The 15,017-nt window shown below is 59.6% G+C and carries 10 protein-coding genes; 5 read left to right on the top strand and 5 right to left on the bottom strand.

The genetic code is table 11. From position 1 onward, the window contains the following. Nucleotides 1-18: 18 nt before the first annotated feature. Nucleotides 19-1,065, bottom strand: coding sequence for a selenide, water dikinase SelD (selD, locus tag AB4Z24_RS20990; RefSeq protein ID WP_441711354.1), 1,047 nt, complete (start codon nt 1,063-1,065; stop codon nt 19-21). Nucleotides 1,066-1,209: 144 nt separating this feature from the next. Here selD and AB4Z24_RS20995 point away from each other — a divergent pair, with 144 nt between their 5' ends. Beyond that, nucleotides 1,210-2,277: a permease gene (locus AB4Z24_RS20995; RefSeq protein WP_441711356.1), complete on the top strand. Its 1,068-nt coding sequence runs from the start codon at nt 1,210-1,212 to the stop codon at nt 2,275-2,277. Between the two features lie 7 nt (nt 2,278-2,284). Here the strand turns inward: AB4Z24_RS20995 and fdhE are convergent, their stop codons facing one another. The 4 genes from fdhE to fdnG are packed head-to-tail and all read right to left on the bottom strand — an operon-like array spanning nt 2,285 to nt 7,903. Then, the gene (gene fdhE / locus AB4Z24_RS21000; protein ID WP_441711357.1) at nt 2,285-3,214 is read right to left on the bottom strand and encodes a formate dehydrogenase accessory protein FdhE; all 930 of its coding nucleotides are present in this window, start codon (nt 3,212-3,214) and stop codon (nt 2,285-2,287) included. Next, nucleotides 3,211-3,885, bottom strand: coding sequence for a formate dehydrogenase subunit gamma (locus tag AB4Z24_RS21005; RefSeq protein ID WP_441711359.1), 675 nt, complete (start codon nt 3,883-3,885; stop codon nt 3,211-3,213). Before AB4Z24_RS21005 ends, fdhE begins: the two co-directional genes overlap by 4 nt. Further along, nucleotides 3,882-4,814, bottom strand: coding sequence for a formate dehydrogenase subunit beta (gene fdxH / locus AB4Z24_RS21010; protein WP_441711361.1), 933 nt, complete (start codon nt 4,812-4,814; stop codon nt 3,882-3,884). Before fdxH ends, AB4Z24_RS21005 begins: the two co-directional genes overlap by 4 nt. 11 nt (nt 4,815-4,825) lie before the next feature. Then, nucleotides 4,826-7,903, bottom strand: coding sequence for a formate dehydrogenase-N subunit alpha (gene fdnG, locus AB4Z24_RS21015; RefSeq protein WP_441711363.1), 3,078 nt, complete (start codon nt 7,901-7,903; stop codon nt 4,826-4,828). A gap of 490 nt (nt 7,904-8,393) precedes the next feature. On the opposite strand from fdnG, the gene tig reads away from it, so the two are divergent. The 4 genes from tig (at nt 8,394) to lon (ending at nt 14,801) form a co-directional block, all read left to right on the top strand. Beyond that, on the top strand, nt 8,394-9,752 hold the full coding sequence (tig, locus tag AB4Z24_RS21020; protein WP_441711365.1) for a trigger factor: 1,359 nt from the start codon (nt 8,394-8,396) through the stop codon (nt 9,750-9,752). 98 nt (nt 9,753-9,850) lie between these two features. Then, a complete protein-coding gene (locus AB4Z24_RS21025) occupies nt 9,851-10,501 on the top strand; it encodes an ATP-dependent Clp protease proteolytic subunit (protein WP_441711367.1) in 651 nt (216 codons plus the stop codon). 344 nt (nt 10,502-10,845) lie between these two features. Then, entirely contained in the window at nt 10,846-12,096 is a 1,251-nt protein-coding gene (clpX, locus tag AB4Z24_RS21030) for an ATP-dependent Clp protease ATP-binding subunit ClpX (protein WP_441711369.1), read from the top strand. Nucleotides 12,097-12,374: 278 nt separating this feature from the next. Next, the gene (gene lon, locus AB4Z24_RS21035) at nt 12,375-14,801 is read left to right on the top strand and encodes an endopeptidase La (protein ID WP_441711371.1); all 2,427 of its coding nucleotides are present in this window, start codon (nt 12,375-12,377) and stop codon (nt 14,799-14,801) included. Nucleotides 14,802-15,017 lie beyond the last annotated feature (216 nt).

The following is a 15,017-nucleotide window of genomic DNA, read 5'->3' on the forward strand; positions in this document are numbered from 1 at the left end:
AAGCTGGCCTGAAGCGCGTCAGAAGATATTGATCCGCGGCTCTCCGGTTCTGACGGCGCCGATGATGCGCGCATTCGGATATCCGGCTGTTTCGATGGAATTGCGCAAGTCTTCCGCGCGCTCGGGGGCGCAGGCGATGAGGAGACCGCCGGACGTCTGCGGATCGGTCAGAAGCAAACGCGCCGTGTTCGGCAGACTCTCCGGCAGGAGAACTTCGTGACGGTAGCTCGTCCAGTTGCGCCCTGATGCGCCAGTCGCAAATCCCGCTTCAGCGAGGGTGCGGGCGGACACCAGAAAAGGAATGCGGTCGTAAGCGATGTCGATGCTGACGCCGCTCCCGCGCGCCATTTCGAGAGCATGTCCGAGAAGGCCGAAGCCTGTTACGTCCGTCATGGCGTGAACGTGCGTGTTCTCACCTAACGCAAAGCCTATGTGATTGAGCAAAGTCGTCGACGCGATCATCTCGGCGTAGGCGTCCGCGGGAAGGGCGCGTTTCTTGAATGCCGCCGAATAGATGCCGACGCCGATGCCTTTGGTCAGAATAAGAGCGTCGCCGGGACGTGCGCCCGCATTCCGGCGAATGTTCTGTGGCTTCGCGAGCCCGATCACCGCCAGTCCGTAGAGCGGTTCGGGCGTGTCGATCGAGTGCCCGCCCGCAACGGGAATTCCGGCATCGGAACAAATCGACGCGCCGCCCGCAAGGATCTCCCGCACCGTCTCGACCGGAAGCTTGTCGAGCGGCATGCCGAGAATTGCCAGCGCCATGATGGGCCGCGCACCCATGGCGTAGACGTCGGAGATTGCGTTGGTCGCGGCAATGCGCCCGAAGTCGCGCGCGTCATCCACCATCGGCATGAAGAAGTCGGTTGTCGCCACGACGCATTGATCGTCGTCGATGCGCCAGACGGCGGCATCGTCTCCGGTCTCCGTGCCAACCAGAAGCTGCGCGAACGGTCCTGTGCTCGGCTGGTTAGCAAGCAATTGCTGCAGGACCGAGGGCGCGAGCTTGCACCCGCAGCCGCCCCCATGCGCCAATTCGGTCAAACGAATGACAGGTCCGAGCATTCTTGTTGCCTCTTCGGGAGCGAGGGTTCCGCACGCGGAGAGAGTAATAATAAAATTTCTTGACCTTTGATGCCAGGATATAGGTAGACGATCCGTGTACACCGTTGCAGAAATGTTTTGCCTGAAGTGCCGTTGGAGACATCGATGAACGCTAGTCGCCAATCCGATGTGACGCTGAGGTGGGCCGTCTTCTTGACGATAGCAATCGTCGGGCTTTTCTACGTAAAGTGGTTTCCATATTATAACCGCGCGTTCGTTGCGGCCGACCAGCATTCGATCGGTAATTCGATATTGATGGGCACTGCTGCGGCTCCCCCAGCAGCTTCAGGGGACGCGGCGTTCAGCTACGCCTTGGCCTACGGCAAAGCCATCTGGCAGGCGATGGTGCTCGGCTTGTTGCTGGGCTCGGGGATCCAGGCGCTTCTACCGGCCGACTGGATTGCACGCGTGCTGGGCAAGACGGGCTTCGGCACCGTAGCGGTTGCGGGCATTCTCTCCGTGCCGAGCATGATGTGTACGTGCTGTGCCGCACCTGTCGTCGTCGGGTTGCGCGAACGGAAGGCGTCTCCCGGCGCCGCCATCGCCTTCTGGCTCGGCAACACGGTGCTCAACCCGGCAACTCTCGTATTCATGGGGTTCGTCCTCGGTTGGAATTGGACAGCGCTCCGCATCCTTTTGGGAATCCCGATGGTGTTCGGCCTCGGCCACCTAATCAACCTGATGGTGACGCCAAAGGAAGCAGCAGCGGCCGAAGCCCACATCGCCGCGCTGGCGGCTGCATCAGAAATTCCCGGCTTGACCACGCCGAATGCATTCGTCCGCTGGATTGAAATTTTCGTTGGCATGTCGGTACGCCTGATCCCGGAATACATCGTCCTTGTCTTGCTGCTTGGAGCGGCGCGCGCGTTCCTATTTCCGGAAATCGGCCCTGGCATTGACAATAGCATCGGCTGGATCGTGGCGTTCGCGGTCGTCGGAATGCTGTTCGTGATCCCGACGGCGGGCGAGGTGCCGATCATTCAGGCGATGCTCGCACTCGGCATGGGAGTTGGACCTGCGGCCGCGCTATTGATGACGCTGCCGCCGGTGAGCTTACCCTCGCTGGCTATGGTCAGCGGATCGTTCCGCCTGCAGACACTTCTGACAGTTGCGGGCGGAGTCGTGATTTTTGGCATCGTCGCCGGCCTGACCGCCGTCGGCTTCAGGATATGAAATCACTCTAGCCGATGAGGAGCATGGGATTGGGAGCATGCCGCGCCCAGCCGGCTTCCCCGACCATGATGTCGAGATCGAGCGTGGCGAGATCGTCTGCGTAAGGATCGGCCTTGGTGTCCTTGGCCAGATAGATCATCTTCGCATAGGTCTGGCAGTCGTCGCAGGTCTCCGCCTTGACGATGCCCGGTCCGCCCTCGATCTCCTTCAGTGATACGTGGCGCGTGCTCTCGCATGTGATGCAAATCGCGCGCGTGTGGTTCCACGCCGTCGAACAGAGCGAACAATACAGGTAGCGTATCCCGGGCGCGTCCCCTGAAGCCGTGATCGTTCCCGAAACGGCCGTCGAGCCGCAACACGGGCAAAGGCCCCGCTGCGGCAGCAGCCGCAATGCCGAAGCGTCGAGCGATCCAGCGAGGCGTGTGAAATAAACCTGAAGCGCCGCGGCAACGTAGAGGGTCGCGCCAACGTCGCCGCTGCTGACAGGACCGCGAAGGAAATTGTCCGCGAGATCCTCGATGTCGTCCGTAGTCGCGCCGCGCAATTTCTCGACCGCCTCACGCGCAGGCGCTCGAAGCGAGGAACCCTCGAGCCCATCGAGAAGCATGACGAGACCGTCGCGCCAAGCCGAATTGCGATGATGCCCATCGGCTGCAAGCGGCGGCATCCGCCCTGCCACCGATCTATCGACAAGGGATCGATCGATCGCCGGCAACGGTGCCAACGTCGTCGCCGCTGCGTGCTGCGCGTCCGATAAGGCGGCCATGAACATCAACCATTCCGACATCGGATGGCCTGTCACCAATGCTCTCAGCCGGGCAGCGGTATCGGCAAAGCGCGTTGTGGGATTGGGCAAGATCAGCGGCTCCGGAGATTTCACGCCGCCTTGCGGATTGCCCATCCATTTGCCGCTCGGAGGTGTACCGCCTTGTTTCATTCACCCGCCTCGCGTCTTACGTCGTTCGGTCTCGGGCCTGATGAGCCCGTCGCTACGAGGGACCGGAACCATTTGCGATGGTGTCGCCAAGCCCAGCCGGGCGTCACGTACCCTTGCGTCATCGCCCGCATCGAACCGCGCACCCAGATCGCCGCATAAACATGAACGATCCAGATCAGAATTGCGCCGATTGCACACAAGGAATGAATGAGAAGGGCGGCGCGTTGGGTCGGGATGGAAGTCCAAGTGCCAAAATAATATTCCCAAATGATGAGGCCGGTGATGAAGAGAACCGGAACCAGGATTGCCATCGACCAGAAGACGAACTTCTGTCCGGCATTGAAGCGCGCGACTTCCGGAACGCCTTCCTCATCGTTGGCAAGCACCCGCCTTATCGCCATCATCCACCTGACATCGTCCATGTTCCAGAGATTGTCGCGCCAGAACTGAATGATGAGACCGCTATAGCTGATGAGCAGCACAATGCCGATCCACGGATGTGCTTGCCGTGCCCACTGGCCGCTACCGAAGAATGCCGAAAGCCAATAAAGCAACGGATCGAACATCGAAAGACCCGAGATCATCAAGAGCACGAAACAAAGCGCTGTGATCCAGTGATTGATCCGCGTCGCCGTATCGTTTCTGATCAACGTTCCGCGCGGCCGTGTCATGTCGGAAGCTCCGATGGCGATTTCGGTGCGTTCTTGCCTTCGATAATGCGATCGGCGGCCTCTTCGTCCTCAGGCTGAACTTCGTTCGGTCCGGCGATGACCCAATGCATGAAGCCCGTGACGACAGCAGCTGCAAGGCCCGCAAGCGCCACCGGCTTGATGAGCCCCTTCCAGAATTCCACTGTGGCGCTGATCTTCGGATTCTCGGGCAAACCGGAGTAGATCGACGGCGTGTCGGCGTGATGCAGAACGTACATGACATGCGTACCGCCGACGCCTGGCGGATCGTAAAGTCCGGCATTTTCAAAGCCGCGCGATTTGAGATCTTCGACGCGCTCGCCGGCCCAATCCGTCATGTTCTGTTTTGAGCCGAACAAAATTGCGCCGGTCGGACATGCCTTCACGCACGCAGGCTCCAAGTTGACGGCCACGCGGTCCGAGCACAGCGTGCATTTGTATGACTTGTGATCGACCTGGCTGATACGCGGGATGTTGAACGGGCATCCTTTCACGCAATACCCGCAGCCGATGCAGTTCTCGCTGACAAAATCGACGATGCCGTTTTCGTACTGCACGATGGCCCCCGGCGCGGGGCACGCCTTGAGGCAACCGGGATCTTCGCAATGCATGCAGCCGTCTTTTCGGATCAGCCACTCGAGATCGCCCTTGTCATTTTCATGTTCCGCGAACCTCATCAGCGTCCACGTATGCGGATCGAGGTCCATGGGATTTTCTAACGTGCCGTGAAATGTTCCGACGGGGTTCCTAAGATCGTTCCACTCCATGCACGCCGCTTGGCAGGCTTTGCAGCCGATGCACCGGGTGACGTCGATAAGCTTCGCCATCTCCGCTTCGTGATTGCGCGTCGCCGGCGGCGTCATCGTCGTTGCCGATATCCGGATGAAGTTCTGCGATTGATAATTCGTCATCGACGACTCCGTCAGACTTCGCCTTCAGGTCCGTTGCTCGGCTCGATATTCACGAGGAACGCTTTGAATTCGGGGGTCTGCGTGTTGGCATCACCGACCGACGGCGTGAGGATGTTCGCGCCGTAACCCTTCTTCGCCAGTCCCGTGAACCCCCAATGGAGGGGAACGCCGATGACGTGCGTCGGCTTCCCGGCGACGGTCATTGGCTTGATCCGCTTGGTCACGAAAGCTTTGCAGATCATGTGCCCACGTTTCGAACTCACGCGAACCCAGCTGTTGTTCGCGATGCCCTTTTCGTTCGCCAGGGTTTCTCCGATCTCGATAAATTCCTGCGGCTGCAGAATTGCGTTGATCAGGGCGTGCTTCGTCCAGAAGTGGAAATGCTCGGTCAGCCGGTAGGTGGTTCCCACATACGGGAACTGTTCTGGCGTACCGAAGTCGGCGCGATCGTCGGCGAACACACGCGCCGCCGGATTGTTCTGAACCTTCGGATGGAGCAAATTTTCAACGGGCGATTCCATCGGCTCGTAATGCTCGGGGAATGGTCCGTCTACCATCTGATCGAGCGCGAAGAAGCGGCCCGTTCCTTCCGCGTTCATGATGAAGGGGCCGACGCCGTCCGACGGCTTGATCGTCGGGCCGTAATCGGGGACGTCGATGCCGACCCATCGGCTGCCGTCCCATTGGATGATCGGCTTGGCGGGGTTCCACGGATTGCCCGCAACGTCGGCACTGGCGCGATTATAGAGAATGCGCCGGTTGGCCGGCCACGACCATGCCCAATCCGGCGTGATGCCCTGATCGCGCGGATCGTGCGTATCGCGGCGGGCCATCATGTTGCCCTTCTCGGTATAGGAACCCGTGAAGATCCAGCATCCGCTTTCGGTTGTGCCGTCGTCGCGAAGTTGCCCGAAGCTATCGAGCTGCTGGCCCGCCTTGATTGCGATCGCTCCTGAAGCGTCCTTGATGTCGGCGCGCGCTTTTCCGTTCATTTCCTTCGCCAGCTCGTCGGCGCTCGGTTCGACGGGATCGGTGTAATTCCACGTGAGCTTCAGAATGGGATCGGGGAAGGCACCGCCTTCTTTGCGATAGAGTTCGCGTATCCGGTGGAAAATGCCGGCCATGATCCAGATGTCGGATTTCGCTTTCGCCGGAGGCTCGGCGGCTTTCCAATGCCATTGTAGCCAGCGCGCGGAATTCACGAGCGTACCGTCTTCCTCGGCGAAGCACGTCGTCGGCAATTGGAAGACTTCGGTATCGATCTTTGCCGGATCGGACGGATTGAACGGTCCGACGCTTTCCCAGAAGCGCGACGTCTCCGTGTCGAGCGGGTCCATGACGACAAGGTACTTGAGCTTGCTCAATCCGCGCCGGATCTTGTTCTTTTCCGGGAACGCCTGCAGCGGATTAAAGCCCTGGCAGATGTAACCGTTGATCTCGCCGTGGACCATCATCTCGAAGGCTTTAATGATGTCGTACAGCGGAATGTCGATCTTCGGCAGATAGTCGTATGCCCAATTGTTTTCGGCGGTCGCCGCGTCGCCGAACATGGTCTTCTGGAAGCTGACGAAGAACTTGCGATAGTTCTGCCAGTAGCTCATCTGGTTCGGACGCAGCGCCTTGAACTGCCGCGTCTTCATGTAATCGTCGAACGTCTGCTCCTGATCTTTCGGCAAGGTCAAATAGCCCGGGATCTGGTTCGACAGCAGCCCGACGTCGGTCAGTCCCTGAATGTTGGAATGGCCGCGCAGAGCATTCATGCCGCCGCCGGAGACGCCGATGTTGCCAAGCAGAAGCTGCACCATCGCCATCGTGCGGATGTTCTGCGAACCGACGGAATGTTGCGTCCAGCCGAGAGCGAAAAGGCTGGTCATCGCCTTGTCGGGGAGGCTAGTCCCCGCGATCAGATTGCAAACAGCGAGGTATTTATCGATCGGCGTACCGCAGATGCGGCTGACCATCTCCGGAGTGTAGCGGTCGACGTGCTGGCGCATGAGATTGATGACGCAACGCGGGTTCTCCCACGTGTCGTCGATCTTCGCGAAGCCTTGATCATCGAGCTCGTATTGCCAATCGGTCTTGTCGTAGCTGTGGGTCTCCGCATTGTAGCCGCTGAAGAGACCGTCTTTGAAGCTGAAGCCCTCTTTGACGATCAGGCTGGCGTTGGTATAGGCGCGCACGTATTCGTGCTGAATTTGATCCTTTTCCAACAGATATCGGATAACGCCCGACAGAAACGCAATGTCCGTACCAGGCCGGATCGGCGCATAGAAATCGGCGACCGACGCCGTGCGCGTAAAGCGCGGATCGATGACGACGAGCTTGGCGCCATTATGGATCTTGGCTTCGATAACCCACTTAAAACCGCAGGGGTGCGCTTCGGCGGCGTTGCCGCCCATGACAATGACCACGTTGGCATTCTTGATGTCCTGCCAAGTGTTGGTCATTGCGCCGCGACCGAATGTTGGAGCCAGACTGGCTACCGTCGGCCCGTGTCAGACACGGGCCTGATTGTCGAAGACAAGCATGCCGAACGCGCGGGCCACCTTCCATGTCAGCAGCGCGGTTTCGTTTGACGATGCCGATGCCGCCAGCATGCCGGTCGTGAGCCACCGGTTGACGGTTCCGCCTTGCTCGTTCTTCGCGATGAAATGCGCGTCGCGATCGTCTTTCATCAGCCGGGCGATGCGGTCGAGCGCGAAATCCCAGGTCACTTCCTTGAACTCATTGGTGCCTGGTGCGCGATATTTCGGAACCTGCAGCCGCCCGGGCGAATGCACGACGTCGAGGAGGGCTGAACCTTTCGGGCAAAGCGTGCCGCGGTTCACCGGATGGTCCGGGTCGCCTTCGATGTGCATGATGTTGGCGTGTGAGTTCTTCGCACCGTCGCCCGACGTGTAGATCAGGATCCCGCACGCGACCGAGCAGTAGGTACAAGTGTTCCGGGTTTCCTTGGCCGCGGCAAGCTTAAAGGTCCGAACCGACTGGGCCAGCGCTACACCGCACCCCTGAAATCCCATCGCGCTCAAGCTCGACGATGCGAGCGTCGCACCGGACAGCTTGATGAACCCTCTGCGTGTCAGTGTCATCGGGCACTCCGTACTTTTCGCGCGAGCGAGCCGGATACGTAGAGAACTTAGTATAAGCAGCGGCGGTTGCCTAGGAAACCGGCCGTATCCTCCGAGGCTTACCTCGAAATTCGCGTAATCCTGTCGACCGTTCGAACGTCGGCCGGTTGGAACCCCGGTACGGGGCAATGGAGGCGGGCGACGAGCCTCTCGTCTCTTTTTGAAGCAATCGCGACAGCGTATTGCCAATCGAGCTGAAAGGCTGTTTAAGGCCTCCTCATAGGCTTCCAGGCGCCCGATGTTGGCATCCCACCAGGGATTGTTCCGGGTCGGCGGCACGCGGTGGTTTAAAAACGTAGCAAATTCAACGCAATAGCTGCGAGGGCAACGTCTGTCCGCGACGGTATTGCGGCAGCTGGCGGCGTTAGCGCTTTGTAGACGCGCCGGCGTCTCCCCAAATAGTTGAACGGCAAGGTGCTAAAACAGGCACCGGCAATAGGATTAAACGGCGATGCAGGTCACGGAAACGGCAAGAGACGGATTGAAGCGCACTCTCGAGGTGGTCGTCGGCAAGTCGGAGCTCAACGAGCGCTTCACCTCTCGCCTCGACGAGCTCAAGGATCGCGTGCAGATCAAAGGCTTTCGTCGTGGCAAGGTTCCGCTGGCGCATCTGAAGAAGATCTACGGCAAGTCGCTGATGCAGGAAGTGATGGAGCAGACGCTCAATGATACGAGCGCGCAGGCCATCAAGGATCGCAACGAGCGTCCGGCGCAGCAGCCGAAGGTCGAACTCGTCGATTTCAACGAGCAGACGTTCGAGAAGATTGCTAACGGCGAGGGCGATCTTGCCTACAAGATGTCGTTCGAGGTCTTGCCGCCGATTCCGCTGACAGACCTGACATCGCTGAAGCTCGAACGCCTTGTTTCCGAAGTTGACGATGGCGCCCTCGAGAAGGCCCTGACAAGCCTCGCCGAGCGCAACACGGCCTATGACCCTGAAGAGGGCCGCGTCGCAGGCGAAGGCGACCTCGTGACGATGGATTTCGTCGGCAAGATCGATGGCGAAGCTTTCGAAGGCGGTTCCGCCGAGGGCCAGAGCCTCGTGCTCGGCAAGAAGCAGTTCATTCCGGGCTTCGAAGAGGGCATTGTCGGCCTGAAGGCCGGCGACGAGAAGGTCGTCAGTGCGACGTTCCCGGAAGATTACCCGATGACGTCGCTGGCCGGAAAAACGGCACAATTCGACGTGAAGGTCACGGCAGTCGCAAAGCCCAGAACGCCGGCGATCAATGAAGACTTCGCGAAGGGTCTCGGAACCGAAAACCTCGAGCAATTGCGCGGGTTCGTCAACGAACAGATCAAGCGCGAATATGATCAGGCGTCGCGGGCGAAGCTGAAGCGTGAGATCCTGGATGCGCTCGATAAGGCGCATACGTTCGAGCTTCCGGCCTCTCTTGTCGATTTCGAATTCGACAATATATGGAAACAGCTCGAGAACAATCTCAAAGCCACGAATAAGACGTTCGCTGACGAAGGTAAGACCGAGGACGAGGCTCGCGCCGAGTACCGTGGTATCGCCGAACGCCGGGTTCGCCTTGGTCTCGTGATCGGCGAGATCGGAGAGAAGAACAATCTGCAGGTTTCGCAGGACGAGTTGCGCCGTGCGCTTGTCGAGCAAGCGCGCCGCTACCCGGGCCGGGAAAAGCAGGTGTATGAATATTACGAGAAGACCCCCGGCGCCATTGCTGAGCTTCGCGCACCCATCTTCGAGGACAAGGTCATCGACTATGTGATCGAAGAAGCAAAACCGGTGGAAAAGAAGGTCTCGCGAGACGAACTGTTGAAGGCCGTCGAAGAAGTAACCGAACGCTGATTGCCTTCATCTGCGGAGCAGTGAAAGCTAGAGACTGAAGCGTGCGAGTGAGGCCGGTCTGCGGAACGGGCCGGCCGATATGAGGAAAGACGAAGGCGATGCGCGATCCGGTAAACACACTGACAAATACATTCTGGCCGATGGTCGTCGAGCAGACGACGCGCGGCGAACGCGGCTACGATTTGCCTTCGCGCCTTTTGAAGGAGCGTATCATCTTCGTAACCGGTCCCGTCGAGGATCACATGGCCGCATCGATTTGCATGCAGCTGTTGTTCCTTGAATCCGAGAATCCGAAAAAAGAAATCTCGATGTACATCAACTCGCCGGGCGGCGTGGTGACGGCCGGCATGGCGATCTACGACACGATGCAGTTCGTGAAGCCGCAGGTCGCGACGCTGTGCATTGGCCAAGCTGCGTCGATGGGTTCGCTGCTGCTCTGCGCCGGTGCGAAGGGCATGCGCTACGCGCTCCCGAACGCGCGCATCATGGTGCATCAGCCGTCGGGCGGGTTCTCGGGGCAGGCGTCGGATATCGAACGCCATGCCGAGGACATCATCAAGATGAAGCGCCGCCTCAACGAGACCTATGTGAAGCACACGGGTCAGACATACGAGATGATCGATAAAACTCTGGATCGCGATTACTTCATGACGGCCGACCAGGCCCGCGATTTCGGCCTTATCGATAAGGTTCTCGAAAGCCGCGACGAAGTCGACGCGGGCGTATTCGAGGCCAAATCGTCCGCTTGACCGAGTGCAGGCGCAACAATAGAGCCGTTCGTCACGCGGGAGCAAAAGGTCTGCGCGCCCCCGCGCCGGCGAAACGGAACAAACGCTGCACGGTGCGGCGGTTTAGGTAAATTATCGCAATAAATTCGCGGTGTTGCCGGGTCGTTTATCAACTGTGGCAATAGCGCCGCTTGCGCCTACGGCTGGGTGAGCCCCATTAATCCAATCTTGATCTGCTGAACGTTAGCGTGCTGAGATTGGTGATGAGGTTCACGTCGCCGCAGAATCGGCTCCGCGCCGGGCGTGAACAGCGGGCCAAAGCAAGAACATCGCGTTGATGTGGCTTGCACGGAAGGTGAGAACACATGGCTCAAGAGAAGAACACTCTCTACTGCTCTTTCTGTGGCAAGAGCCAGCATGAGGTCCGCAAACTAATTGCTGGTCCGACGGTATTCATCTGCGATGAATGCGTCGAACTTTGCATGGATATTATCCGCGAAGAGAACAAGAACACTCTCGTGAAGTCTCGTGACGGCGTGCCGACGCCGCAGGAGATCTGCAACGTGCTCGACAGCTACGTGATCGGGCAGTTCCACGCGAAGCGGGTTCTCTCGGTGGCGGTCCACAACCACTACAAGCGCCTCAACCACGCTTCGAAGAACAACGACGTCGAACTCGCGAAGTCGAACATCCTGCTGGTCGGCCCGACGGGCTCCGGCAAGACGCTGCTCGCCCAGACGCTGGCGCGCATCCTCGATGTGCCCTTCACGATGGCCGATGCCACGACTCTGACGGAAGCCGGCTACGTCGGCGAAGATGTCGAGAACATCATCCTGAAGCTCCTGCAGTCGGCCGACTACAACGTCGAGCGGGCGCAGCGCGGCATCGTCTATATCGACGAAGTCGACAAGATCAGCCGCAAGTCTGACAATCCTTCGATCACCCGCGATGTATCGGGCGAGGGCGTGCAGCAGGCGCTTCTGAAGATCATGGAAGGCACGGTCGCTTCCGTTCCGCCTCAGGGTGGCCGCAAGCATCCGCAGCAGGAGTTCCTGCAGGTCGACACGACGAACATCCTGTTCATCTGCGGCGGTGCGTTTGCGGGTCTCGAAAAGATCATCTCGCGCCGTGGCAAAGGCTCGTCTATCGGCTTCTCCGCCAAGGTCACCGGACCCGACGAGCGCCGCACGGGCGAAATCCTGCGCAACGTCGAGCCGGAAGACCTGCTGAAGTTCGGCCTCATCCCCGAATTCATCGGCCGTCTGCCGGTCATCGCGACCCTGGAAGACCTCGACGAAACCGCGCTCGTCCAGATCCTGACCGAGCCGAAGAACGCCATCGTCAAGCAGTATCAGCGCCTCTTCGAAATGGAGGACGTCAAGCTCACCATTACGCTGGATGCGCTGAAGGCCATCTCGCGTAAGGCGATCGAGCGCAAGACGGGCGCTCGCGGTCTGCGGTCGATCATGGAAGGCATTCTGCTCGACACGATGTACGATCTTCCGACGCTGAAGGGCGTGGAAGAGGTCGTCATTGGGCCGGAGGTCGTGGAAGGCTCGGCGAAGCCGCTCAGAATTTACTCCGACCGGGCAGAGGAAAAGGGCTCGACGGCTTAACCCATCGCGACAATTACGGCCTTCCGGGGGCTTGGTCCCGGGACTTGCATGCGGGACGCCGGTCCCCATTTGTTCGGAGGGAGTGGCATCAAGCAGCCAGCCGAGGAAATCCGTAAAACCGGTGGTCCTGAGCTTGGGTCTCACCCCGCGCTCGCGCTCACGAGCATGTCGACCGTCGCCACAAAAAGGGACGGGAAACGTGGCTCCTAAGTGGAACGAGTGTGGAATGCGCTGGTAGGCTGTGACAAGCTTCCGGCGCACGGCGAATAGGTAGTGAAATGAGCGAAGACAAAAAGACCAAAGAGAAAGCCGGCGGCAAGGAGCTGTTCCCGGTTCTGCCGCTTCGCGACATCGTCGTTTTCCCGTACATGGTCGTTCCGCTCTTCGTAGGCCGCGAGAAGTCGATCGCGGCGCTCGAAGAAGTGATGCGCGCCGACAAGCAGATCCTGCTTGCCGCGCAGAAGAACGCCGGCGACGACGATCCGGCACCGGATGCCATTTACGAGATCGGCACGCTTGCCTCGGTGCTGCAGCTCTTGAAGCTGCCCGACGGTACCGTGAAGGTTCTCGTCGAAGGCAACGCGCGCGCCAAGATCGTCCGCTACACGACGAACGCCAATTACTTCGAGGCTGAAGTCGAGCGCATCGCCGAAGTTCCAGGCGCCAAGGACGAGCTTGAAGCGCTCGCGCGTTCGGTCGTGACGCAGTTCGAGAGCTACGTGAAGCTCAACAAGAAGGTCTCGCCCGAAGTTCTGAGCAACGTCGGCCAGATCGAAGACTATGCGAAGCTCGCCGACACGATCGCCTCGCACCTCGCGGTGAAGATTTCCGAGAAGCAGGACGTGCTGGAAACCGTCAGCATTTCCGAGCGGCTCGAGCGCGTCTACACGCTCATGGAGAGCGAGATTTCCGTTCTTCAGGTCGAAAGGAAGATCCGCTCGCGCGTGAAGCGCCAGATGGAGAAGACGCAGCGCGAGTACTATCTGAATGAGCAGATGAAGGCCATTCAGAAGGAGCTGGGCGATTCCGACGAACGCGATGACATCGCCGAGTTCGAGGAAAAGATCGAGAACACCAAGCTGTCGAAGGAAGCCAAGGACAAGGCGCTGGCTGAGCTGAAGAAGCTCAAGCAGATGTCGCCGATGTCGGCCGAAGCGACGGTTGTGCGCAACTATCTCGACTGGCTCTTGTCGATCCCGTGGGGGATCAAGGGCAAGGTCAAGAAGGACATTGCCGAAGCGCAGACGATCCTCGATCAGGAGCACTACGGCCTCGAGAAGGTCAAGGAACGCATCCTCGAGTATCTCGCCGTGCAGGCGCGCACGAACAAGCTGAAGGGGCCGATCCTCTGCCTCGTCGGACCTCCGGGCGTCGGTAAGACGTCGCTTGGAAAGTCGATCGCGAACGCGACCGGCCGTGAGTTCGTGCGCATGTCGCTCGGCGGCGTTCGGGACGAAGCGGAAATCCGCGGCCACCGCCGGACCTATATCGGCTCGATGCCGGGCAAGGTGATCCAGTCCATGAAGAAGGCGAAGCGGACAAACCCGCTCTTCCTTTTGGACGAGATCGACAAGATGGGTCAGGACTTCCGCGGCGATCCGGCAGCGGCATTGCTCGAAGTGTTGGATCCTGAGCAGAACGGCACGTTCAACGACCACTATCTGGAGGTCGACTATGACCTCTCGAACGTGATGTTCGTGACGACGGCCAACACGCTCAACATTCCGCCGGCCCTGATGGACCGTATGGAGATCATTCGTCTTGCGGGTTACACCGAAGACGAGAAACTCGAGATCGCCAAGCGCCACTTGATCCCCGAGCAGTACACTGCGCATGGGCTCGAGCAGGGCGAGTGGTCCGTCGAGGATGGCGCCCTGAAGGAGGTCATCCGCCGTTATACGCGCGAAGCCGGCGTTCGCTCTCTCGAGCGCGAAATCGCCAAGCTTGCCCGTAAGGCAGTGAAGGAGATCCTGACGTCGTCGAAGACGTCGATCGTCGTCACGGCAGAGAACGTCCACGACTTCCTCGGCGTGCCGAAGTATCGCTTCGGCGAAGCCGAGCTCGAGGACCAGGTCGGCATCGTGACGGGCCTTGCCTGGACCGAGGTCGGCGGCGAGCTGCTGACGATTGAAGGCGTCATGATGCCGGGCAAAGGCAGAATGAGCGTCACGGGCAACCTGCGCGATGTGATGAAGGAATCGATCCAGGCGGCGAACGCCTACGTGCGCTCGCACTCCATCGATTTCGGCATTCATCCCTCGCTCTTCGAGAAGCGCGACATCCACGTGCACGTGCCGGAAGGCGCGACGCCGAAGGATGGGCCTTCTGCGGGCATTGCTATGACGACGGCGATCATCTCGGTCCTGACCGGCGTTCCCGTCCGCAAGGATGTGGCGATGACGGGCGAGATCACGCTTCGCGGTCGTGTGCTTCCGATCGGCGGCCTCAAGGAAAAGCTCCTTGCGGCCCTGCGCGGTGGCATTAAGACGGTCATCATTCCGGAAGAGAACGCTAAGGATTTGGCGGAAATTCCGGCCGAGGTACAGACCAAGATGGACATCATCCCGGTTTCGCGCCTCGATGAAGTCTTGAAGATCGCACTCGTTCGCGTGCCCGAGCCCATCACCTGGGACGAAGCCGCTGAAGCCGAGGCGCTCGAGGCGAAAGAGTCCGGAAAGGGCGGTGCGCGGATAACCGCTCACTAAGCTTACTAAACGGACAAATTTAGCGAAATAAGTGCCCCTGCGCAGTAACTGTGCAGGGGCATTTTTCTTTTGCGCACGCTGAGCATTTTGCGTTGTTTTTGTCCGGAAATACGGGCTTTTCCGCTTGACGGGAGGGGCGATTGGGCGCTTCTAGCCGATCATGCGCGGCTGGCTACTCCCCGATGGCCGCCTCGGGCGTTATGCCCTGAGCTGAAA

The sequence above is a fragment of the Hyphomicrobium sp. 2TAF46 genome (assembly GCF_052114865.1).
Lineage (GTDB): Bacteria > Pseudomonadota > Alphaproteobacteria > Rhizobiales > Hyphomicrobiaceae > Hyphomicrobium_B.